We start from the raw sequence: 22,599 nt of genomic DNA, 5'->3' as shown, positions 1-22,599 counted from the left end.
GCCCCTTTCACCGACCGAGATTACCCCATGAGCCTGCCTCGATTCTTGACCGCGACGATCCTCTTGTTGATCCCCGCCGGCCCCGCCCGGGCCAACATGCTCTACCAGATCGCCGACGCCTCGGGCACGCCGGCCGAGGGGTTCAGGATGCAGGCCGGGGAATCGCTCGACGTCCGGATCTACGTGGTCGGGACCGATGCCGACGCGGCGCCACTCAATGACGTCGGGCTGCTCGCCGCGGGCGTGGATCTGCGCTTCCTGGGCGAGGACGGCGCGGCGGTCGAGCTGACCAAAATCACCTTCGGGCCGGGCTTCCTGCCGCCGCCGCCCGATCCCGTGATCGACACTCCGAACGGCCGCGCCTCGTTGTCGCTCCTCGCCGATCCGCTGAGCCCGGTTCTGGGGACCAACGCCAGGATCCTCCTCGGGACGTTCACCTTCCACGCCCTCGCCCCGGGGATCGTCGACCTCGTGGCCACGAGCCCGGACGACGGGTTCGACGCCTTCCTCCTCGGCGACGCATCGAGATCGTTCAACATCGGTCCGCGGGCGACGGCGGACATCCAGATCCGACACTCGGATGTGGGTGCGATTCCGGAGCCGCGAAGCCTCTTGCTGCTCGCGATCGGTGGCATGGCCCCCCTGCTCCGCGGATCCAGGTACAATCCTCACCGTCGTGGCGGGCCGCGAGGTCGGCGGTCCCGGCACGACGGGAGTCCACGACATGCACACGATCGCGGAGCGCAGTAAAGCGGCCTGGGCGTCGGCGTTGGGCATCTGCCTGGCCTGGGTTGTCGTGACGGCACGAGGCGACGAGCTGCCCGCGATCGACGCGGCGGGGCTCCCGCCCCGGAGCGTGATGGCGCCGTTGCCGAGGCGGCCGGTGCCGGCGTGGCTCCGGACGAACCTGCGGATCGGTCATCTTCCGCCGGGGCTCGGCCGGATGCCGGAGGCGTTCGCGGCGGCGGGCTACAACGTCATCACGATCAACGCGCTGCGGAAGTGGGACATCGTCGGGCCGACCGCGAGCCTCTACCCCGCCGAGGAGGTCCGCCAGGCGGATGAATATATCCGCAAGTTCGTCTCGCTCGTCCACGGCGCGGGGGCGAAGGCGGTGCTCTACATCGGGCCGGTGCAGGTCCCGATGTTCAGCCCGGAGTTCGTGAAGGCCCATCCCGACTGGCTGCGGATCAACCCCGACGGCAAGCCGGACGCGACGCCGAACTTCGCCAACATCCGCTCGCCCTACGCCGGCTGGATGCTCGCGCAGATGGCCCACGTCGTGAAGACCTACGGGATCGACGGATTCTGGCTCGACGGCTACGCGCCCGATCATCTTCATACGTATGATCCGGCGACGCGAGCCGCCTTCCGCGCGGCGTCCGGCGGGAAGGAGATCCCGGCGCGGGTCGCCGGCCGGTTCGACATCCTGCACGATCCGCTCGCCCGCGAATACCTGGCATGGCATGAAGGCAACTTCCTGGCGCTGGCCGACCGGATGCGCGGGGCGATCCGGGCCGAGAACCCGGAGGCCGCGATCTTCGTGAATCACTCGGCGAACCGGACGTGGTACTACCCCGAGGCGTACATGGGCGAGTACCCCTTGCGGTATTGCGAGGCGGTGGACGTCTCCACGGTCGAGCTCCACTGGGACGTCCCCGGAGACGCCCTCTATCACCCGTTCGTCCATGCGTTCCTGGCCTCGCTGACCCACGATCGCGGGGCGACGTCGTGGCTCCAGCCTCAGGCGCACGGCATCAGCGGGGTTTCGCCGCCGGTCGAATTCCGGCTGCGGTACTTCGAAGGGCCGCCGTGGGGCGTCTATCCCGAGTTCGTCGAATCGACGGGCCGCGAGGAATACCTCCGCACATGGGCAGCCGATGCGAAGGCTCGCGATGCCTGGTGGGTCGGTTCGGAGCCAGTCCCCTACATCGGCATCGTCGCGTCGGACCAGTCGCGGACGCTGGCCTCTCGGGCCGCGCTCCCCGTCTACGTCTCGCACGTCCTGGGGGCGTTCCGGTCCGTCCTCGAGGCCCATCTCCCCGTGCGGATCCTGACGGAGCTCGACCTGGAAGACGCCGACCTGCGGGGCGTCCGCGTGCTGGTGCTCCCCAATGCCCTGGTCCTCTCGGACCGATCCGCGGAGGTGATCCGCCGCTTCGTTCGCGGCGGCGGCGGGCTGGTCGCGACCTTCGAGACCGGGCTCCACGACGCGGCCTTCGGGCGACGTGCCGATTTCGTCCTGGGGGACCTGCTTCACGCCCGATACGCCTCGTCGCGGGTCGTCACCCAGCGAGACGAGGCGTTGCAGGTCGATCCGGAGGCTTCGCACCCGATCGTCGACGACCCCGAGATCCTCGCCCAGCAGAACACCGCCTGGCGGAACCCGAGTGGCGAGCCCCCCGCACGCGGGCCGCTCGCGGTGATCGCCTCGGCGGCGGAGGTCGATGTCCTTCCGGGCGGCCGGGTGCTGGCGACCTTCTCGGGCGAACCGCGATCCCCGGGCAAACGGTGGCCGGCCGCGATCGTCTCGGAGTACGGCAAGGGGCGCGTCGTTTACTTCCCGGTGGGGATCGACAAGGCGATGTTCTTCTATCCCAACACCTTCCTCCGGCGCCTGCTCGTGAACGCCTGCCTCTGGGCCGCCCATGACGTGCCGCCGCCCGCGGAGGCACGCGGCCCCCTGCTCCTCTGCGCCACGTTCCGCCGCCAGCTCGAGGTCAAACGGACGATCGTCCATTTGCTCAACCACGCGAGTTCCTGGGGGATGCACTCGATCTATCAGAAGGTCGCGCCGCTCCCCCAGGAGTTGCAGAAGCAATACGGCTTCCCCGATCGCTCCGAGCTCCGCGGCACCTGGCCGGTCCGCGAGGAGGTCATCCCCCTGCACGACATCCGCGTCACCTGCCGCGTCCCGGGCGTCCGCAAGGCCACCCTGCAGCCCGAGGGCCGCGAGCTCCCGCTCCATCCGATCGACCGCGGCGTCGAGGTGGTCGTCCCGGTCGTGGAGATGCACTCGATGGTGGTCTTCGAGTAAGGCGCGTGAGAGCTGGCTCGTGGTCAGTCCGGCTCGATGCCCAGCTCGCGGAGCTTCGCGGCCAGGCGTTCGGCCCGCTCGCGCTCGGCCTGAGCCTTCTCACGCTCGGCCTGCGCCTGCGCGATTGCGGCGTCGCGCTGCTCGGCGCTCTTGAGCGGGGGGAGGAACGGCTTGCCGTCGGGACCGAAGATGGTCAGGGCTTCGCGGCCCGCACCGTTCTCGAAGCGGATGCCCAGGAGCGGGCTTCGGAATCCGTTCATCCTGGCGATACGTCGGAGTCTTCCGGGCTCATCGTCTCGTTGCCAGCCGGAGAGCTTGCCGGCTTCGGGGTCGTAGTAGTAGTACTCGCGGACGCCGTAGCGGTCGTAATAGCGGAGCTTCCGCCTCATCTCGGCCGGCGTGTTGCTGGGCGAGTGGACCTCGAAGACGACCTGGGGAGCAGTGCCTCCCTCGACCCACTGGCGATATGATCCGCGATCCCCCTTCGGCCGTCCCAACGCGACAAGGACGTCGGGCGCCATGCAGTTGTTCCTGTCACCCTCGACGGGATACCAGAGGAGGTCGCCCGCGATGAACACGTCATCCCTGTCGCGGAAGGCGTATTCGAGTCCTTCCTTGATCAGGACGATCCAACGATACTGAATCGTGTTGTCCGCCATGGGCCGACCGTCGCTGTCGGGATAGACGACCTCGAGAACCTGCGTCGGCCTGGAGATCGTACTCATGAGTCCCTCACCCCCGCGGGGCATTCGGCTCGATGCGATCGTGCCCGTCCATCCACAAGCATAGTCTAACCGATCTGGGCGGTTCGTGCAGGGCGTGAGATCCGGGGGAGTGGCCTTCGGTCGCCCTCAGATCCGCCCGGCCTGGGCCACCGGCCAGAAGTCGGCGCGACGGTCGTGGGTGCGCTGGAAGGCGCGTTCGCGCTCCAGTCGCGTCTGCTCGTAGAGGCCGCGGTAGAGCTGTTCGTCGGCCTCGCCGAAGGTCTTGCCGCGGCGGCTCATGACGATCCGCGCGGTCTCGAACATCTGGTCCAGCGAGAAACCGGGACCGACGCGGCCGTAGAGGACGGCGGTGAACGAGGGGACGTGCTTGGGGAGGAGCAGGCCGGCGGGCAGGACGTTGCACATCACCCCGATGGCCGTCCCGGTGTTGAGCATCGAGCCCATGCCCGTGCGGGTGTGGTCGCCGACGAAGCAGCCGACCTTGGCCTGGCCGGTCGGCACGGGGTCGCCCTGCAAGGGGACGTAGACCTCGCCGTAGTCGTTCCGGAGGTCGCTGTTCGAGGTGATCGCCCCGAGGTTGACCCACTCGCCGATGTAGGCGTGGCCCAGGAAGCCCTCGTGATACTTGTTGGAGTGGCCCTGGATGATCGAGGCCTCGACCTCGCCGCCGATCCGGCAGTTCGGGCCGATGGAGACCGCGCCGCGGATGTTGGCCCGGAAGAGCTGGGTCTCCGCACCGATGTAGCACGGGCCTTCGACCCGGGTGAATGGTTGGACCCAGACGTTCCGCCCGACGACGATCGGGCCATTGGTCGTATCGAAGACCGTGTAGGGATCGATCCGTGCCGTCTCGTGGATGTTCAGTCGATCGGAGGGACCCACCAGGGCCAGGGTCGCGAGCTGGCGATTGGTCACGCCGCGACGGCCGGATTCCGCGAAGTCGCGCTCGATGTGCGCGGCGTTCCTGGAGACGAGGTCCCAGGGACGCCGGATCCACTCGCCGCCGACGTCCGCGGCGGAGTGCCGCTCGGCCATCCGCTCGAACCAGGCGCCCATGCCGTGGGCTGTCAGGGAGGAAACCGCGTCGTCCGGGGCGACGACGGCGAAGGCGGGCTCGCCCTCGCAGACGCCCACGCAGGGCGACGCCAGGCTCGGGGCCTCGAACCCCGCGGGGGGGACCCAGCGGCTATTGACCACGACCAGGGGCCCGCGTGCCAGCCAGTCGGGATCGTTGAGCACGACGTGGGGATCCCGCTCGCGCTGGACGCGGGTCAGATGCCCGCGGATCACCGCCCCCCGTCGCTGGGGGCCCTCGCCGATGCCGAACGCTCGAGCGATCTTGGAACCCAGCGTCGTGCCGCCGAGCCAGAGGTCGTGGACCGGCCGGGTGAGCGTCAACGGCTCGAGTTGAGCCGCCGCGATGTCTTCGGCGAGGCAGAGTCGCATGTTCCCGCTCCGTTGGGTCGGCGATCGTGTCGTATCGAGGGGGCCGACTCCCTCGGTCCCCGGAGGTGCCGACGGATGGTAACTCGATCGGCGAAATCCCGGAAGACAAGTCGGCAAACGCAGTCACGCACGCATAGCGGTGCCGATCGTCAGGACATCGAGCCGGTCGGTCGCGAGGTCCAGCGTGGCCATCGTCCACGGATTGGCCCGATGGAGGGCCCCCGGGTTGATCCACCGCGTCGGGCCTTTCATGGCATCCTCGCGACGATGAGTATGGCCGTAGAAAAAGAACTCCGGCTTCAGGTCCAGCAGCCGACCGACCTGAGTATCGAGGTGCCCATGGGTCACGGCGATCCGGCGGCCGGCCAGGGTGATGAGGTCGCCGTCCCCCAGGCACGTGCCGCCGATGGCGGCGATCGCCACTTCCAGGCCCCGGCGGTCATAATCACAGTTGCCGAAGACGAAATAGCCCGGCACCCCCGCGCAGGCGTCCACGACATCCGCCGTGGTGAGGTCGCCGCAATGGATCAGGGCCATGACGCCAAGTTCCTTGAGCTCGCGGACGGCATCCCGGGTGCGCTCGACCTGATCGTGCGTATCCGAGAGAAGGCCGATGAGCATGGTTCCGTCCCCTCGAGTCCTGAAATCGAAGCCGGGGGTCAGCGCCCGAGGACCATCCTGACGCAATCATCGCGCCATCCGGCTAGCGGCCGGATCGTTCCCGCCCCCGACTTCCACGAAAATAAAGACGCCAGCGACCCTGGCCAAGTTCAATGCCCACCGCTAGACTTTGACAAGGGTTTCACAAGTCGTGCCGGGTTCCGCATCGCCGGGGAGGTCGATCTCGTCCCGGCCGGGCGGGTTCTCGGTCTGACAGGGCCCCGCGGCGGCTCTCGTCGAGACGCTGCGCGATCGGCCATCGCAGAGGCCGGTCGCCGGAAGGGTGGAAGATTGCCCATACCCTTGGGCGGCATCCGCGCCTTTCATGGATTATCCCGCGACGCGCGGGGAGGTGTCCCATGACCACGGCAACCCGTACTCGTACCAAGAAGACCCAGGCCCGCAAGTCGGCCACGCATCCCAAGACTCATGTCGAGAACTCGCTCCCGACGCCCTCCCCCTCTCGCGTTCAGGAGCCACTGGAGCATGCTCAGCGGGCGAATGAGGCCCCGGAAGCCAGGGAGGCCCACCACGAGGCCCCGGACGCCGGCTGCGGGTTCGACCATCCCGAGCAAGACACGATCCAAGGATTCCGTCGCAAGAGCTGAGCGGTCGGGCCAGGTCGCCCTTTCCCCAAGGCCCCACCGCACCGTTCTTCCCCGCGCGATCCCGGGCCGGATGATGCGTCGGCGTCGGCCCCCTCTATCGGACCGGATGGATTCGGCCTCGCGCACGCTCATGCGTCCCGATCCCGCTCGGCTTTCCCGGTCGCGCGTGGGCCTCGCCCTCCGCCGCCGGGGCCGGGTGGATGACCATGGGGCAGCAGGTCGGCCTGCTCTCACCTCAGCTCGATCACCGCGACATCCTCGCCGTCGAGGGAGAGTGTCGTCGTGCCGTCCTTCCAGGCAACGGGGACGTCCCGGACGAGCTCTCGGCCGGTCGGCGAGGCCGTCCGCTCCAGGCGGATCGCGGCGGTGCGGCGTGCGGGGCTGTCGTTGAAGACGGTCAGGTAGATCGGCGTGCCGGCCTCGCCGGTGCCGAAGCGCTCGACGTGGACCTTCGGGTCGTTCGAGCGGGCCTGCGTGATCGGTTCCCAGCCGGCTTCGGCCACGCGCCGGCAGAGGGGGACGTACTTGCGAAAGAGGGGACGGTCCCGGTCGTAGAGCTCCGGCCGGGTGAAGTAGTGGCCCTCGGCGGCGTTGTGGCTGAAGAAGCCGGGGAAGACGCCGTAGGCGAGCGACCGCTTCATGTACTTCTCCACGAGCTCGGCGGGGAACCTCGCGAAGTCGGTGTTCATGAGGAAGCAGAACGGCTTCCCCTTGCAGAGGGCACGGCGGTAGATCAGGTCGGAGTCGCTCATCGGCCGCCACTTGCCGCGCGGGTTCCAGTCGGTCTCCGTCCCCATCACGTCCAGCAGCGGGGCCAGCCAGCAGAGGCGGTCGGGCGTGGCGTTGGCCATCATCAGCCGGTTCATCGCGTGGACGTCCCGCTCGATCCCGCGGACGTACTCGAAGGCGATGAGACCGCGGAAGATGGCCGGCCGGGACGATCCCGGCGCGAACGTCAGCGGGGTATCGGCGGCGGCGAAGTGGTCGCGGCGAAAATCCAGCTCGTCGGTGACGTAGCCCTCGCTCGAATCGACGTACTCGCCGTCGAGGTCTCCGCGACGCCCGGGGCCGTAGAGCTTCTCCTTGATCGCCGGGCTCCACTTGGTGCGGAAGTCGGTGAACTCGCCGGAGAGCCCCGGCATCGAGTTCATGCTCCAGACGGCGCCGTGGTTCCACGGCTCGTCGCGGAAGAGGGCCGGCGGCGTGCCGTCGATGTCGTGATAGACGCTCCCGGCGAAGGCCCTCGCCTCCGGGTTTCCCATCTCGGCGAGCCGCCTCGCCTCGTCGACGGCGGCCGCGATCGTCCGCGGGGTCTCCTTCTTCATCGGCATCCACCAGGTCATCGGCTCGGTGTAGCGGAAGGTGATGATGCCGTGGGCGTCGTCCCAGGCCGTCTCGTCGTTCCCCTCCTTGATCCGGAAGCCGAAGTCCTCCCAGCCCTTGACGTCGCTGATCTTCGCGAAGGGCATCCAGAGCCCCTGTTCCTTGACCCGCCTGGTGAAGGCTCCCGGGAAGGTCCGGTAGTAGGCGTCGAGCGCGGCGCGGAAGCCCCAGGCGGGGTCGAAGCGTAACCGGCAGAAGCGGAGGTGGGCGGTCGGCTTCTCGACCGTCAGGCCGAGGTCGTAGGCGATCCAGAGCTCCCCCGTCCCGGCGTGGTAGCCGGCCCGGAAGACGGCCGGATAGGCCATGTCGATCCCGATCGCCTCCCCCTTCCCCTTGCCGTCGTCGGTCGTGATCGCGGCGAAAGGATAGGACGAGAGCCGGCCGGTGCCGGCGCGTGCGGGATGGGCGTGGACGTATTCGCGGCCGGCCTCCACGGCACGGGTCGTCCGGGGATCGTCCAGCCAGGCGGTGCCCGCGGGGGCGATGGGGATCGCGTACAGCAGCGTGATCGCGCGATCCTTGCCCGTCGTGTCGCGGAGGGTGACGTCCTGGAACTCCGCACCGGCCCGGCTCGAGGCCCGGGCCTCGAGCTCGAGCCCGAGTGCCCGGTCGCGGATCGGCAAGAAATCGCTCCCCGCGGCGACGTCGCGGACCTGAAAGCCCTCGACGGCCGGCCCGCGGGCGACGACCGGCAGGCCGTCGAAGAGGACCGCGCCGGGGGGGATTGCCGGCGACTGGAGGGAGGCCCCGCGGAATGAGACCTTGCCGGCGTGGGTGCGGAGCAGCAGGTTGATCGTGACGGATTTCACCGGCTTCTCGGGGAAGACGTTCACCTCGGCCCGCTGCCAATCATGGGTGCCGACGCGGAAGTCCGCCGTCCGGCCCCAGAGCTCGGTGCCGTCGGTGAAAGTCAGGTCCAGGTAGACCGAATAGTCATCGTCGGCCGAGCCGGAGACCCCCTCGGCCTTGCTCCAGGCCGAGGCCACGATGGGCCGGGCCTCCGCCTGGTTCAGCTCCACCCGCTGAAAGATCCCCCGGCGTTTGCCGGGCATCGTGTCGTCGCAGGCGAAGGTGTCTCCCTCGCGGCGGAAGCCCTCGCCCTCGAACTCCCAGCGATCGGACCGGAGGAGGTTGGCGCCCCGGTCCGACTCCAGGCGGAGCACGGCCTTGCGGGCGGTGTCGCCGGGCGGGGAGTCGGCGCGGGCGGCATTGGCGAGGATCGGGGCGACGATGAGGAGGGCTTGCGTGAAGATCAGGCGGCGAGGGCTCATGGAGGCGAGACTCCGATCCGGCGGATCGACCCGGGGCCGGGGAGGCCGCGCCGCGCGATCGTCCGTCTCGCCCTCGATGATGGCAGGCCCGGTGCCCGGATCCAAGACCATCGTCAGCGTCGTTGCTGCCCTTCCATGAACGAGGCCAGCCGCCCCTGGGCATGCTCCCAGCCGCCCGACTTCGCCTCATCGATCATCGCGACGAGCTCGCGGTAGGGGGCCTCGGGGAGCTTCGCAGCGGCGTGCAACTCCCTGAGCTGGCCCGCGCAGCGATCCGTGAGCGTGACGTCCCGCAAGGAGACGGCCGTGTACAGGGCATCGATGGCCTTGAACGCGTCCCGGTCCGGGCCGACCTGGGCCGGGCCGCACCCGGCACCGATCAGCCCGAGGAGCGTCGCGACCAGCAGGATGCCGAGGAGGCGGTGTATCTGGATCATTCTCATCCCGGGTGGCTCCTCACTGGTCCGAGCTGATGACCTCGCCGCCGCTGCGGGTGCAGAGGGCGACCCAGGTCCACGGGTAGATCGTCTTCTTGATGAACCGGACCGAGCCGTCGCCCATGAGGACGTTGCCGCCGTCGCCGTCCTGGGAGTACATCTCGTCGGTGTGGCCGAACGGGTGGTTCGGGGCATGGATGATCACCTGGGGATGGTCGTGGACGTCCGGCCCGCTGTGGCTCCCCACGAGGTCGCCGCCGCTGTTCGGGTCCGACGGCCAGCCCGGCTTGGGCCAGACGCTGGCGAAGGGGACCACACCGACCCAGGTGCCGTCGCAGAGCTTCGAGGTGCGCTCTCCCAGGAAGACCGTGTTCGAAAGCCCGTCCGAGACCGCCGCGACGCTCGTCCGCGAGTTCCGATAGAAGGGCCCGTCGATCACCACGGACATGCCGTTGGGGAGCGGCTCGGGCACGTCGAAGTCGCTCGAATACGCCGGCGACCGCCCCCACGGCTGATTCACGCCCGCGTTCGTGACGTAGTGCGAATGGGCGAAGCGAATCTCCGGGTCGAACGGCCCGGCATCGTTGGGGGCCTGCGAATCCCCGTTCGTGTACCGGTGCAGCGCGAAGCCATCCTCGCCCCCCGTCGCCGACGGGCAGAGGAAGACGCTCAGCTTTGTCCGCGCCGACGTTGTATTGTCCGGCGCCCAGCACGGCAAGTTGAAGTTGAACGCCGAGTGCACCGGCGCCTGCTCGAGCTGCGGCAGGATCAGAGCCCCCCACGCGAACCCCGACAGCGTGTTCCCATTCGGATCCGGATAGTTCACCCCGTACGCCGTCCCCGACGCCCGAGGATCTCCCAGGTATGCGGGCGGGAACGCCCGATGGGCCGACTCGTAATTCGCCAGCCCGAGCCCCAGTTGCTTGAGGTTGTTCACGCACTGGATCCGCCTGGCCGAGGCCCTCGCCCCCTGCACGGCGGGCAGGAGCAGGCTGATCAGGATCGCGATGATGGCGATCACAACGAGGAGCTCGATCAGCGTGAAGGCTCCGCGTCGGGGGTCAGGTTGCGTGGGCATCGGCCGCTCCTCATGGCTCTGTCCGGAAGCACTTCATGTATTTGGGCGCATCCTAATTCGTATTTTCCATAATAGCAACACGAAAACCATAGATTCCAATTTTAGTTTTTGGCTTTCCAAAACTGGCTCGCCACGAAGACACCTGGAATCCATGTTCCGGCGCGACGACAATCGAGGCCGCCGGGCGTGGGCGCGTGAGTGTCTCTGTGCCGCCGGAGATCCGATTTCCGGCCTGACGCCTCGTCGAGGCCGGGGAATTCGAATCGCATTCGAGGCCGGTCTTCCATGGATTCCCCTACCGACACCGCGAGTTCCATCCTCTCGACGGCCGCTCACATCGCCACCCTCCGGGGGCGACTGGGCGATCGCGAGGGGGCGGCCACCGCGATCTGGGCCCGGTATTACGAACGACTCGTCGAGCGGGCCCGCGCCGCGTACCCCTCCGTGCGGCGTTCCGCCGATCCGGAGGACCTGGCGGCCAGCACGTTCCGCAGCGTCCTCGGTCTGATCGAAAGCGGCTCGACGTCCGCCCCCGACGACGGCTTCGGCCTCTGGCTACTGCTGCTGAAGAAGCTGCACTGGAAGAGCCTCAATCACCTCCGGAAGGAGCGGGCGCAGCGGCGCGGCGGGGGGGTGATCAACCTGTCCGCGATCGGGCCCGACGAGGCCGAGGCAGAGCCAGCCGCCGCCGGGCCGTCGCCGGATGTCGCCGCAATGCTCGCAGACGAGCTCGATGCCTGCTTCGAAGCGCTGGGCGACGACCTGCTGAAAAGGGTGGCCCGGCTCAGGCTGGACGGATACGGGGTCGGGGAGATCGCCCAGGTGATCGGGATGAGCCGCGCCACGGTGGACCGGAAGCTGCGCCTGATCCGCAAGATCTGGCGCCACGAGGAGGACGACGATGGAGTATCCATCCGAGGATGAGCTATCAGACTCCGCCGCGCGCCGCAACGACGAGCGGTGCGACCGATTCGACGGGCGTTGGCGGAGCGGCGGCCGTCTGTCGGTCGAGGAGCACCTGGCGACCCTCTACCTCATGTCGATCCCCCAGCCGGAACGGACGGCGCTGCTGAGGGACCTGCTCCTCATCGAGGTGGAGTATCGCCGGAACGTCGGGGAGGTGGTGACGCCTTCCGAGCTGGCGGGGCGGTTCCCGGCCCTGTCGGGGATCATCGAGCACCTCCTGCCGGCCGCCGGCGAGGAGACCGAGCCCGTGGTCGTGGGCGGGGCGGGCGGGCCCTCGGCTCCTGTGTCCCGGCTCCGGGTCGCGGCGCGGTACACGCCCCTGAATCGGGACCCCCATGCCGTAGGGGGCCTGGGTCGCATCTTCCGGGCGAGGGACTCCGAGCTCGGCCGCGTGGTGGCGCTCAAGGAGATTCACCCCGCCTGGGACGCGGATCCCTCGCTGCGGGCCCGGTTCACGCTCGAGGCGGAGATCACGGGGATCCTCGAGCACCCCGGCGTCGTGCCGATCTACAGCCTGGGGGAGCATCCCGACGGCCGGCCCTATTACGCCATGAGGTTCATCGAGGGCCAGACCCTCCAGGAGGCCGTATCGGGCCGCGAGGCGGTCGAGTGGGAGGACCCCGAGGCGGCGGGCCGGGCCGGCCGGCTGCGGAAGCTCCTCGCCCGTTTCGTGTCGGTCTGCGAGACGATTGCCTACGCCCACAGCCGGGGCGTGATCCACCGCGACATCAAGCCTCACAACATCATGCTCGGGCCGTTCGGCGAGACCCTGGTCGTCGACTGGGGGCTCGCGAAGGTCCGGGGCGGCGGCGAGGGCGAAGCGCAGCAGGCCGCCCCCCCTTCGGCGGGACTCGGCGGCGAGACGATCGCCGGGCGGGAGATCGGCACGCCCCTGTACATGAGCCCGGAACAGGCGGAAGGGCGGCTCGAGGAGATCGGCCCGGCGAGCGACATCTACGGGCTGGGCGCCACGCTTTACTTCGTCCTGACCGGCTCGCCGCCCTTCTCAGGCGCGAGCCGCGAGGAGGTGCTGGCCCGGGTGAAAGCGGGGGATTTCACTCCCCCCCGCCGGCTCCAGCCGCGATTGCCGGCCCCCCTGGAGGCGGTGGTCCTGAGGGCGATGGCGTTCCGGCCTCAGGACCGATACCCGACCGCACGGGCCCTCGGCGAAGACCTCGATCGGTGGCTGGCCGACGAGCCGGTCTCGGCCTTTCGCGAGCCGATCGCGGCGCGGATCCGCCGCTGGGGCCGGCGGCATCGCCTGGCCGTCTCCGTGACCGCCGCGGCCTCCGCGGTGGCGGCGCTCGCCCTGGTCGGAGGGATCGCCTGGTGGGCCGGCAAGTCCCAGGAGGTCCGACTGACGGGCCAGGCGAGGGCCGACGCCGCCACGGCGATGCGCCTCGGGGAGCGGGCCAGGTTCAGCTCCAGTCCCGAGGACTTCCGCGAGGCCCTGGAGGCCGCGGAGCGCGCCGTCGAAAGCCTCGAGGAGGCGGGCCGGCCGGCCGCGGAATGGGCGGCGGCCGTTGGTCTCCGGGACAGGTTGAAGGCGAGCGATGCACTCGTCCGCGAGCTGGAAGCGGCTCGGATCGCCGGTGCCGCCGTCGTGGAAGGGCGATTCGACCGCGACCGGAAGGTAGAAGCCTACCGGCAGGCCCTCTCCCGGGCCGGGATCGATCCCCTCGGCCCCGACGCCGCCGCGGCGAGCGAGCGGATCCGCGACCTCGGGGTCGCCGAGGCCGTCGTCGCGGCGGTCGACGACTGGGCTATGAAGGCCGAGGAGCCGGTCCACGCCCGGCTCGACGCGTTCGCCTCGTCGATCGACGAGAACCCGGACCGCCTCCGCCTCCGCCATCTCCCGCCGTCGGAACGGAATGCAGAGCTCGCGGCTCTCGCGAAGCGGCTCGACGTGACCAGGACCCCCAAACCGTTCCTGGAATACGTGGGAGCCGCGCTGATCGAGGACAGGGAGTTCGACGCGGCGAGGGACTTCCTGGGTAGGGCCCGCAATCAGTATCCGCGCGACTTCTGGTTCAATCACGACCTCGGGACGGCCCACCGATTCGGGACGCCCCCCGATCTCAAGCAAGCGTCGACCTACTTCCGGGCTGCTGCCGCCGCAAGTCCGGAGAATCCCGCCGGGTATATCAGCCTCGCGGAGGTCCTCGGGGAACTGGCCCAGTGGAAGGCCGCGGCCGACGCCGCCCGGGAGGCGATCCGGCTGGATGAGCGGCTTGCTGCCGCCCACGGGAGGCTCAGCACCGCACTGAAGGCGCTCGGCCTGGCTGGCGAGGCTGCCGCCGAGCTGCGGCGCGCGGTGGAGCTGGATCCCGACTATTCTGAGGCCCTCTCCGACCTCAGCGGCACGCTGAGCGACCTCGGTGATCACCAGGGTGCTCTCGCCGCCATCCGGCGGGCTATCGAGATTCGTCCCAATACCGCGAGCTATTATTTCAATCTCGGATATGTCCTGCGGGGCGCGGAAGACCTGCCGGGGGCGGCCGCGGCCCAGGAACGGGCGATTCAACTCGATCCACGCGCCTTCGCGGCCTACTTCCAACTGGGAAGCGTCAGGTTCCTGATGGGCAAGTACCGGGATGCAATCCCGGCATTTGAGGCGGCGGTGCGCATACGGCCTGATTACGCGCAGGCCCACACGCTGCTCGGCGGGAGCCTCTATCAGACGAGGGACTTCGCTCGGGCGGCCCGCGAGTATGACGAGGCGGTTCGGCTCGATCCCCTGAATCCGGAGTACCTCTCCAACCAAGCGGTGGCCCTCTCCCAGCTCGGCGATCTGGATGGAGCGGCAGCGGCCTTTCGCGTGCTTCTCCGGCGCGACCCCGGGTCGGCGACCTACAGGAGCAACCTCGCGGAGGCGCTGCTCGCGCTGGGGGACCCGGCCGGCTCGGTCGAGGCGGCCAGGGAGGCGGCTCGCCTCGAGCGGCAGGAGTCCTACGCCCAGGTTGCGCTGGGCAACGGGCTCCTCGCCCTGGGGGACGAGGACGGGGCCGTCGAAGCCTACGGCAAGGGCGTCGGCCTGGAGCCCGGAGCCGCCGAAGCCCATTGCGGCCTGGGGCTCGCGCGGATGGCGCGCTCGGAGTTCGACCTCGCCGTCAGGTCGCTGCGAGAGGGCCACCGCCTCGGTACGATGCGCGACGTGTGGCCCCTGCCGTCCGCCCGCTGGATCGCCCTGGCGGAGGCCGCGATCGCGCTGGGAGGGCGGCTGGCGGCCGTCGAGGCGGGCACCGAACACCCCAGGGACGAGGCCGAAGCCCTGGTCATGGCTCGCATATTTCATCTCATGAGCCATTTCTCCACCGCCGCCCGACTCTTCGCGGGAGCGATCCGCGGCGAGCCATCCGGGGGCGACGGATACCTGGCGGCCTGCTCCGCGGTCCAGGCCTCATGCGGCGGCTACCACCGCGGGATGGAACCCTCGTGGGAAGAGAAACTCCGGCTGCGGCGGGATGCCCTCGCCTGGTTTCGGTCCGAGGTGAAGGCCCGGCGGCCGTCGTTTCGGGATGGCCGCCCGCTCGCGGCCGATCTCGTGGAGGAGGTGAGATCCTGGAGGATCGCGCCGGAGCTCGCCCCGGTCCGCTCCCCGATCGCATTGGCCCAGTTACCGGCCGCCGAACGCGCGGCCTGGCTGGCACTCTGGGCCGAGCTGGATTCCTGGATCGCGAGCAGCCCGACGAGTCAGGCCGGCCCCGCGGAATTTCCCCGCGACGTCTTCGCCCGATGAACGGCATCCGCGCCGGCCAGGCCAGCGGTCATCGGGATCTCGGGCGTGGATGGTCGCCGATCCGACGACGAGCGGGGGCGGCGCGATAAGTGCGATGACACGAGAGGCGTGCCGGGTCATAATCATCGAGCCGGGCGGCGTCCGCGTCGTCGGCGAATGGAATGGGACGTCCAGATCGAGGAGCACTTGCACGTGTCGCATCATGCGAATCGACGGGCGAACAGGCTGGCGGGGGAGACGAGCCCTTACTTGCTCCAGCACGCGCACAACCCGGTGGACTGGTATCCCTGGGGGCCGGAGGCGCTCGCGAGGGCGAAGGCGGAGGATCGGCCGATCTTCCTGTCGATCGGCTATTCGGCCTGCCACTGGTGCCACGTGATGGAGCGGGAGAGCTTCGAGGATCCGGACATCGCCGCGCTCATGAATGAGCACTTCATCAACGTGAAGGTGGACCGCGAGGAGCGGCCGGACCTCGATCAGATCTACATGAGTGCCGTGCAGGCGATGACGGGTCACGGCGGCTGGCCGATGTCGGTCTTCCTGACGCCGGACCTCCAGCCGTTCTTCGGCGGCACGTACTTCCCGCCGACCGACGCGCGGGGCATGGCGGGGTTCCCCCGGGTGCTCCTGGGCGTGCATCGGGCGTGGCTGGAGAGGAGGCCGGAGATCCTCTCCTCGGCGGCCGGGATGACCGAGCAGCTCCGGGCCATGGAGAGCCTCGCGCCGGGGAAGCCCGGGGGGCTGACCTTCGGCCACATCGACGCCGCCGCGAGGAAGCTGCTGGAGCACTTCGACGCCCGCCACGGAGGCTTCGGCGACGCCCCCAAGTTCCCGCACCCGATGGACCTTCGCCTCCTGCTCCGGCAGCACGCCCGCACCGGCGACAACCGGGCGCTGCAAGCCGTCCGGCTGACGCTCGACAAGATGGCCCGGGGCGGCATCTACGATCACCTCGGCGGCGGCTTCGCCCGGTATTCCACCGACGACCGCTGGCTGGTCCCGCACTTCGAGAAGATGCTCTACGACAACGCCCTGCTCGCCACGACCTATGTCGAGGCGTACCAGTTGACCGGCGACATGGAATATGCCCACGTCGCGACCGAGACGCTGTATTACGTCCTGGGGCGGATGACCGATCCGGCCGGCGGCTTCTACTCGACCGAGGACGCCGACAGTGAGGGCGTCGAGGGAAAATACTACGTCTGGACCCTGGCCGAGGTCCTCGAGATCCTCGGACCGGAGCGGGGCAAGACCTTCGCGGAGGTGTATGACGTCACCGAGTCGGGGAACTGGGAGCACCGGAACATCCTCAATCTCCCCCGGCCGCTGTCCGAGATCGCCACACAGCACAACCTCAATGAGTTGAGTCTCTTCTCGACCCTGGCCCAGGACCGGGCGAAGCTTCTGGCCGTTCGCGACCGCCGCGTGCCACCGGCGAAGGATACGAAGATCCTGACCTCCTGGAACGGCTTGATGATTGCGGCGATGGCCGTGGCCGGCCGGGCGATCATCTTCCCGAAGTTCGTCGAGGCCGCATCCCGCGCGGCGGGTTTCCTGCTGGACAACCTCCGTGGCGAGGATGGGCGGCTGCTCCACACGTACAAGGACGGTGTGGCTCGATTGAACGGCTATCTCGACGATTACGCCAATCTCATCGACGGCCTGACCCGCCTGTACGAGGCCACCGGCGAGCCGCGGTGGATCGTCGCCGCGATCGAGCTGTCCGACGTCATGATCGCGGAGTTCGCCGACGAGTCCCAGGGGGGCTTCCATTACACGGGCAAGAGCCACGAGGCCCTGCTCACGCGGCCGAAGGACCACTTCGACAACGCCACGCCCTCCGGCAATGCCATGGCCGCCACCGCGCTCCTGCGGCTGGCCGCCCTGACCGGCCGGGAGGATCTTCATCGTACCGGCCGCCGGGCCCTCGACGCGGTCCAGGTCGTGATCGAGACCGTCCCCGCCGCGTCCGGCCAGAGCCTGATCGCGCTCGACTTCGACCTCAGCCCGGTCCAGGAGCTGGCGATCGTTGCGCCGGATGACGATCCGGAGATGGTCGGGGCGATGAAGGCCGTTTACCGTCCCTTCCTCCCGCACGTCGTGGTCGCGCCGGCCACGGCTAGCCAGGCCACGACGCTCGCCGGGCAGGTCCCGCTCCTGAAGGATCGGCCGGCCCGCGATGGCAAGCTGACGACGTATGTTTGCGAGCGATTCGCCTGCAAGGAGCCGGTCATCGGCCTGGCGGGCCTGACCGGGGCCCTTGCCGGGCTGAGCGGCACGCCGCCGGCCGGTCCGGCCGACGCACCATCGCGATAATCGCCGGAGTCGCCTCAGCTTGCCACGTCCGCGGGGCATCGAATAGACTCGGGTGTTGCGACCGGATGCACGAATCTTGCCGACGAGGACGAAGAGGGAGAGCTAGCCGATGTCGAGACGGAACTTACTGGCCCTGGCCCTGATCGTGTCGAGCGGCCTGTTCTGCTGGCAGGCCACGCATGGGGCCAAGCCCAAGGACGAGATGCTGGAGCTCTACGGACTGTTCGTCGACGCCGTGGAGAAGGTCGAGGCCAACTACGTCCGCCCGGTCACCCGCCGGGAGCTCCTGGAGAACGCGATCGAGGGCATGCTCCAGAGCCTGGATCAGCATTCCTCGTTCATCAACACCAGCGAATCCCGACTCTTCCGCCGGCAGATCGAGGGGAAGTTCGGGGGTATCGGCATCCAGGTGGGCATCGACCCGGAGACCAACCGGCTGCGAGTGATCGCCCCCATGGTCGGCACGCCGGCCTACGAGGCGGGGATCCTCGCCGGTGACCAGATCATGGAGATCGACGGCACCTCGACCGAGGGCATGGGGCCCGACAAGGCCGTCGAGGTCCTCACCGGCCGCCCCGGGACCGACGTCAAGCTCACGGTCCTCCACGAGGGGACCGAGACCGCGGAGACCGTCGCCGTCACCCGGGCCATCATCGAGGTCCCGAGCGTCCTGGCCGACCATCGGGCCGAGGGGGACGCGTGGGACTACCTCCTGGACAAGGACAAGAAGATCGCCTATGTGAGGATTTCGAGCTTCGTCCAGAACACGCCGGATGAGCTCCGAAAGGCCCTCGACGAGATCAAGGACAAGGGGGCCGCGGGGCTGATCCTGGACCTCCGCGACAACCCGGGCGGGCTCCTCAGCGCCGCCGTGGAGATCTCCGACCTCTTCCTGGAGAAGGGGAAGATCGTCAGCACCGAGGGCCGGAACACCATCCCCAAGTCGTACCTCGCCCAGAAGGACAGCCCGTTCGAGGACCTGCCCATCGTCGTGCTGGTCAATTCCAACTCGGCCTCGGCCTCGGAGATCGTCTCCGCCGCGCTCCAGGACAACGGACGCGCCACGATCGTCGGCCAGCGGTCTTACGGCAAGGGCTCGGTCCAGAACCTCCTGGAGCTGGAGGACGGCACGAGCGTCCTGAAGCTCACCGTGGCGAGTTACCACCGGCCCAACGGCAACAACATCCACCGCTTCCGCGACTCCAAGCCCACCGACAAGTGGGGGGTCTCTCCGGACGCGGGCATGGAGGTGAAGCTCACCCCCAGCGAGTATGTGCAGTGGTTCATCGGCCGCCGCGAACGCGACCTGAATTCCTCCGCCAAGGGACATCGCAAGCCGGCGCCGGAGGCCGCGAAGGACAAGAAACCCGAGGAAAAGAAGCCCGACGACAAGAAGGCCGAGGAGAAGAAGCCCGACGACAAGGACAAGCCGGTGGCGACCAGGATCCGCAAGCCGGGCGAGGACGCCGGCCCGTTCGTGGACAAGGTCCTGGACAAGGCGATCGAGGTGCTTAAGGCGAAGATCGCCGCGGCGCCCCAGGCGAAGGCCGCGTGAGTACGGCAGGTCCAAGAGGCGGCGAGGAGCTCGTTTTCCTCGCCATCGAGACGACGTGCGACGAGACGGGGGCGGCGGTCCTGGCGGGGCCGCGGCCCCCGCTCCACGGGGTGCCCCGCGTCCTCTCCAGCGTCGTCTCCTCGCAGGTGGGATTGCACCGGAGATTCGGCGGCGTCGTCCCGGAGATCGCCTCGCGGGCCCACGTCCAGCAGGTGCTGCCGATGATCGACGAGGCGATCCGCCGAGCCGGGATCGCGCACCAGGACCTGGGAATGATCGCCGTCGCCACGCGGCCGGGCCTGGTCGGTGCTCTCGTCGTCGGGCTCACGGCGGCGAAGGCCCTGGCGCTGGCGCTCGATGTCCCCCTCGTGGCGGTGGACCACCTGGAGGGCCATCTGTATGCCTGCCAGCTCGCCTTCCCCGAACGCGAGGTCTACCCGTGCGTCGGCCTGGTCGTCTCCGGCGGGCATACGAGCCTGTATCATTGCCGCGGCCCGCTCGACTGCGAGCTGCTCGGCGGCACGACCGACGACGCGGCCGGCGAGGCCTTCGACAAGGTCGCCAGCCTGCTCGGACTGGGCTATCCCGGCGGCCCCGAGATCGAGCGGGCGGCGCGGGCCGGCAACCCCCGTGCGTTCGCCTTCCCCCGCTCGTTCCTGCACGACGACCGCCCGATCTTCAGCTTCTCGGGGCTCAAGACGGCCGTCCTCTACGCCCTCCGCGGACCGAATGAGCAGCTCGGGCATGTCGTCCCGTCCGCGGAGATGGTGGCGGACCTCGCCGCGAGCTTCCAGGAGGCCGTCGTGGACGTCCTGATCGCCAAGACCCGCCAGGTGCTGGCGAGGACCGGCCTCAGGCGCCTGGGCGTCGGCGGGGGCGTCGCGGCGAACGCTCGCCTCCGCGATCGGCTGACGGCCCTGGCGTCGGAAGAGGATGTCGAGCTGTTCATCCCGCCGCTGGGACTCTGCACCGACAACGCCGCCATGGCCGGCATCGCCCTGTCCAAGCTGTCCGCCGGCCAGGTCGCCGATCTCGACATCGACGTCGCCGCCGGGCTGGTCCGCCCGGGGCGGAAGACCTGACCTGGCCGACGGGTTTCCCGGGTCGAAGGTGCGAAGGAGGGATCATGTTCGGGATGTCTCGATCGCCCGTGATCGTCGTCCTGCTCGCCGGCATCGGTGCTCCGGCGATCGCCGCGGAGGATCCCGCGAAGGCGGAGGTGAAGGAGACCCTGATCCTTGCCCATTACATGCCCTGGTTCGTGGCGAAGCCCGCGTCACCCGTGTGGGGCTGGCACTGGACGATGAATGCCTTCGACCCGGAAAGGGTGGATCCGGCGACGGGGCGACGGCAGATCGCCTCGCACTTCCACCCGCTCATCGGACCGTATGATTCCGGCGACCCGGCGGTCATCGAATACCATCTCCTCCTGATGAAGCTGGCCGGCATCGACGGCATCGTCGTGGATTGGTACGGGCTGTCCGACTTGAATGATTATTCGATCATTCACAGGAACACGGCGGCGATCCTGGCCGCGGCGGAGAGGATCGGGCTGAAGCTGGCGATCTGCTACGAGGACCAGACCATCCCCCGGCTCGTCGAGGCCGGCCGCCTGGCGCAGGGGGACCGGGTGAAGCACGCCCGGGAGATGCTCGCCTGGCTGGGGGAGCACTGGTTCCGGTCGCCGGAGTATCTGCGATGGAACGGCCGGCCGGTGCTCCTCTCGTTCGGCCGGGACGGCCTCAGCGATCGGGAGTGGCAGGAGGTCTTGCCGGAGGTCGGCGCACCGGTCTATCTCAGCGAACACCGCCGCCGCCCGCGAGCGGAGGGAGGCTTCGACTGGCCGGTCCCGAAGGAGGGGATCGCGGCCTTCGATCGATTCCGCGAGGAGTCCGCGGCCTGGCCGGTGCGGATGCCGGCGGCCTTCGTGCGGTTCAAGGACATCTACGCCGAGGCGAAGGTCCACGCCAGCTACGGAGAGCTCCCCGACCGGGGGGGGAGCATGCTCGCGTCGACCCTCGGGGAGGCACTGGCCGGCAGGCCACCGTTCGTCCAGGTCGCGACCTGGAACGACTGGGGTGAAGGGACGCAGGTCGAGCCGTCCGCGGAGGTCGGATTTCGCGACCTGGAAACGATCCAGCGCCTCCGCCGCGAGCGCATCGATCGAGCCTTCGCCCCGCGCGGTGAGGACCTCCGGCTGGCCCTTCGCCTTTACCATCTGAGGGGCATCCAGGCGGCCCGGCCGGAGCTGAGAGCGAAGCTGGACGAGGCCGCGGTGGACCTCGCGAACGGCCGCATCGCGACGTCTCGTGAGATCCTGGGCCGGTTGGAGTCGGCCGCACTCTCTCCCCCCGAGGAGGACGGCCCGTTCCTCCGCCCGGCGTCGGGCATCGCGGCCGAGCCGACCTGGGGGATCAAGGGGGGTATCGCCGTCGGACTCTGGCCCAACCGAGGGCCTCGCGGGCTGATCCGAATCTACACGCCCTATCTGGGCCAGCCCCGATTGACGCCGATGAACTTCGTCGCCATCGAGCCGATCGTCGGAGCCGCCCGCGGTCTGTCCGAGCTGGAGCCCAGCCGCCTCGATCCCGGCATGCCGGGCAAGGCGATGTGGTCGGCCGACCGGCTGCAAGACGCGACCTCCCCGCACGACCCGAGCCGGCCCGCCCGCGGCGTCGTCGGCGAGGAGGACGGGCATCGCTCCCTCCGGGTCTTTTTCGGGGTCGAACCCTTCAATCACGGCGCCCGCCCGATCGTGGAAGTCGCCTTCCGAGAGGATCGGCCGCACGAGGTCGCCTTCCGGGTCTTCGCCGCCGAGGGTTCCGCGACGATGCGGTCGTGCATCCTGACCGCGACGATGGGCAATTACGCGAGGCTCCGCGTCCTTTCGCTGAAGGACCGCCTCGTCACCGCAGCCTCGATCTATCACCCTTTCCGCCCGATTGTCGCGGGGTTCGCGGCTCATCGCGAATGGACGCTCGACGAACTGAGCCTCCGGGACGGCCGTGCGATCGTCGCCGCCGCACCCGACGAGGCCGACCCCACTCACGCCACGTACGACCGCGACGTCCACCGCGGCTGGCACTACCGCGGCGACGTCGCCACCCAGTACTGGTCCGCGCCGGCCAGGGCCGCCCTCGTGGCTCGCGTCAACGCCCGAGAGACCTACTGGGCCTCCACCGCGAAGATCCCCGGCGGCGTGGCGTTCGAGAATCTCGAGCTCGAGGCCCCCTTCGAATCCGGGCAGGAATTCCGGTTCGGGATCGTACGGGGCTCGCTCCGCGAGTCAGGGCTTCTCGATGTCAAACCTTCGCGATAAAGTGCACGATTGCTCAGTGAACAAGGAGTGCAATGCGTGCCTTCCGGGGCCGGAGGGAC

The 22,599-nt window shown here is 69.1% G+C and carries 15 protein-coding genes; 9 read left to right on the top strand and 6 right to left on the bottom strand.

From position 1 onward, the window contains the following. Positions 1–27: 27 nt before the first annotated feature. Both G6O54_RS15150 and G6O54_RS15145 read left to right on the top strand, forming a co-directional pair. Positions 28–750 carry a hypothetical protein gene (locus G6O54_RS15150; protein WP_165226485.1) on the top strand — a complete coding sequence of 241 codons (723 nt, stop codon included), beginning with the start codon at positions 28–30 and terminating at the stop codon, positions 748–750. Then, positions 725–3,037 (top strand): ThuA domain-containing protein, encoded by a 2,313-nt coding sequence (locus G6O54_RS15145; RefSeq protein WP_165226484.1) that lies wholly within the window; start codon positions 725–727, stop codon positions 3,035–3,037. Before G6O54_RS15150 ends, G6O54_RS15145 begins: the two co-directional genes overlap by 26 nt. 23 nt (positions 3,038–3,060) lie before the next feature. Here the strand turns inward: G6O54_RS15145 and G6O54_RS15140 are convergent, their stop codons facing one another. The 3 genes from G6O54_RS15140 to G6O54_RS15130 form a co-directional block, all read right to left on the bottom strand. Beyond that, positions 3,061–3,762, bottom strand: a complete 702-nt coding sequence (locus G6O54_RS15140) for a Uma2 family endonuclease (protein ID WP_165226483.1) — start codon at positions 3,760–3,762, stop codon at positions 3,061–3,063. Positions 3,763–3,888: 126 nt separating this feature from the next. After that, positions 3,889–5,208, bottom strand: coding sequence for a putative sugar nucleotidyl transferase (locus G6O54_RS15135; RefSeq protein WP_165226482.1), 1,320 nt, complete (start codon positions 5,206–5,208; stop codon positions 3,889–3,891). 123 nt (positions 5,209–5,331) lie between these two features. Beyond that, complete coding sequence (locus G6O54_RS15130) at positions 5,332–5,829, bottom strand: metallophosphoesterase family protein (RefSeq protein WP_165226481.1); 498 nt, start codon at positions 5,827–5,829, stop codon at positions 5,332–5,334. Between the two features lie 398 nt (positions 5,830–6,227). On the opposite strand from G6O54_RS15130, the gene G6O54_RS15125 reads away from it, so the two are divergent. Continuing rightward, entirely contained in the window at positions 6,228–6,476 is a 249-nt protein-coding gene (locus G6O54_RS15125) for a hypothetical protein (RefSeq protein WP_165226480.1), read from the top strand. A gap of 230 nt (positions 6,477–6,706) precedes the next feature. On the opposite strand, the gene G6O54_RS15120 is transcribed toward G6O54_RS15125, so the two are convergent. The 3 genes from G6O54_RS15120 to G6O54_RS15110 form a co-directional block, all read right to left on the bottom strand. Further along, positions 6,707–9,130, bottom strand: coding sequence for a hypothetical protein (locus tag G6O54_RS15120; RefSeq protein ID WP_165226479.1), 2,424 nt, complete (start codon positions 9,128–9,130; stop codon positions 6,707–6,709). A 113-nt stretch (positions 9,131–9,243) separates the two neighbouring features. Then, positions 9,244–9,573 carry a hypothetical protein gene (locus G6O54_RS15115; protein ID WP_250846906.1) on the bottom strand — a complete coding sequence of 110 codons (330 nt, stop codon included), beginning with the start codon at positions 9,571–9,573 and terminating at the stop codon, positions 9,244–9,246. Positions 9,574–9,586: 13 nt separating this feature from the next. Continuing rightward, entirely contained in the window at positions 9,587–10,645 is a 1,059-nt protein-coding gene (locus G6O54_RS15110; RefSeq protein WP_165226478.1) for a DUF1559 domain-containing protein, read from the bottom strand. A gap of 285 nt (positions 10,646–10,930) precedes the next feature. On the opposite strand from G6O54_RS15110, the gene G6O54_RS15105 reads away from it, so the two are divergent. The 6 genes from G6O54_RS15105 (at position 10,931) to G6O54_RS37360 (ending at position 22,540) form a co-directional block, all read left to right on the top strand. Then, complete coding sequence (locus G6O54_RS15105) at positions 10,931–11,569, top strand: ECF-type sigma factor (RefSeq protein WP_165226477.1); 639 nt, start codon at positions 10,931–10,933, stop codon at positions 11,567–11,569. After that, positions 11,547–15,350 (top strand): serine/threonine-protein kinase, encoded by a 3,804-nt coding sequence (locus G6O54_RS15100; RefSeq protein WP_165226476.1) that lies wholly within the window; start codon positions 11,547–11,549, stop codon positions 15,348–15,350. Before G6O54_RS15105 ends, G6O54_RS15100 begins: the two co-directional genes overlap by 23 nt. 192 nt (positions 15,351–15,542) lie before the next feature. Next, on the top strand, positions 15,543–17,666 hold the full coding sequence (locus tag G6O54_RS15095; RefSeq protein ID WP_250846905.1) for a thioredoxin domain-containing protein: 2,124 nt from the start codon (positions 15,543–15,545) through the stop codon (positions 17,664–17,666). Positions 17,667–17,775: 109 nt separating this feature from the next. After that, the gene (locus G6O54_RS15090) at positions 17,776–19,221 is read left to right on the top strand and encodes a S41 family peptidase (protein ID WP_165226474.1); all 1,446 of its coding nucleotides are present in this window, start codon (positions 17,776–17,778) and stop codon (positions 19,219–19,221) included. Continuing rightward, complete coding sequence (gene tsaD, locus G6O54_RS15085; protein WP_165226473.1) at positions 19,218–20,303, top strand: tRNA (adenosine(37)-N6)-threonylcarbamoyltransferase complex transferase subunit TsaD; 1,086 nt, start codon at positions 19,218–19,220, stop codon at positions 20,301–20,303. Before G6O54_RS15090 ends, tsaD begins: the two co-directional genes overlap by 4 nt. A 53-nt stretch (positions 20,304–20,356) precedes the next feature. Beyond that, positions 20,357–22,540, top strand: a complete 2,184-nt coding sequence (locus tag G6O54_RS37360) for a glycoside hydrolase family 99 protein (protein WP_205678823.1) — start codon at positions 20,357–20,359, stop codon at positions 22,538–22,540. Positions 22,541–22,599 lie beyond the last annotated feature (59 nt).

The sequence above is a fragment of the Aquisphaera insulae genome, from assembly GCF_011064615.1.
Classification (GTDB): Bacteria; Planctomycetota; Planctomycetia; order Isosphaerales; family Isosphaeraceae; genus Aquisphaera; species Aquisphaera insulae.
Note: the sequence above shows the minus strand (reverse complement) of the source record. Positions and strands in the feature narration are given on the sequence as shown.

Coding starts and splice junctions, on each gene's coding strand:
- G6O54_RS15150 (WP_165226485.1), top strand. CDS start 28: ATGAGCCTGCCTCGATTCTTGACCGCGACGATCCTCTTGTTGATCCCC.
- G6O54_RS15145 (WP_165226484.1), top strand. CDS start 725: ATGCACACGATCGCGGAGCGCAGTAAAGCGGCCTGGGCGTCGGCGTTG.
- G6O54_RS15140 (WP_165226483.1), bottom strand. CDS start 3,762: ATGAGTACGATCTCCAGGCCGACGCAGGTTCTCGAGGTCGTCTATCCC.
- G6O54_RS15135 (WP_165226482.1), bottom strand. CDS start 5,208: ATGCGACTCTGCCTCGCCGAAGACATCGCGGCGGCTCAACTCGAGCCG.
- G6O54_RS15130 (WP_165226481.1), bottom strand. CDS start 5,829: ATGCTCATCGGCCTTCTCTCGGATACGCACGATCAGGTCGAGCGCACC.
- G6O54_RS15125 (WP_165226480.1), top strand. CDS start 6,228: ATGACCACGGCAACCCGTACTCGTACCAAGAAGACCCAGGCCCGCAAG.
- G6O54_RS15120 (WP_165226479.1), bottom strand. CDS start 9,130: ATGAGCCCTCGCCGCCTGATCTTCACGCAAGCCCTCCTCATCGTCGCC.
- G6O54_RS15115 (WP_250846906.1), bottom strand. CDS start 9,573: ATGAGAATGATCCAGATACACCGCCTCCTCGGCATCCTGCTGGTCGCG.
- G6O54_RS15110 (WP_165226478.1), bottom strand. CDS start 10,645: ATGCCCACGCAACCTGACCCCCGACGCGGAGCCTTCACGCTGATCGAG.
- G6O54_RS15105 (WP_165226477.1), top strand. CDS start 10,931: ATGGATTCCCCTACCGACACCGCGAGTTCCATCCTCTCGACGGCCGCT.
- G6O54_RS15100 (WP_165226476.1), top strand. CDS start 11,547: ATGGAGTATCCATCCGAGGATGAGCTATCAGACTCCGCCGCGCGCCGC.
- G6O54_RS15090 (WP_165226474.1), top strand. CDS start 17,776: ATGTCGAGACGGAACTTACTGGCCCTGGCCCTGATCGTGTCGAGCGGC.
- G6O54_RS37360 (WP_205678823.1), top strand. CDS start 20,357: ATGTCTCGATCGCCCGTGATCGTCGTCCTGCTCGCCGGCATCGGTGCT.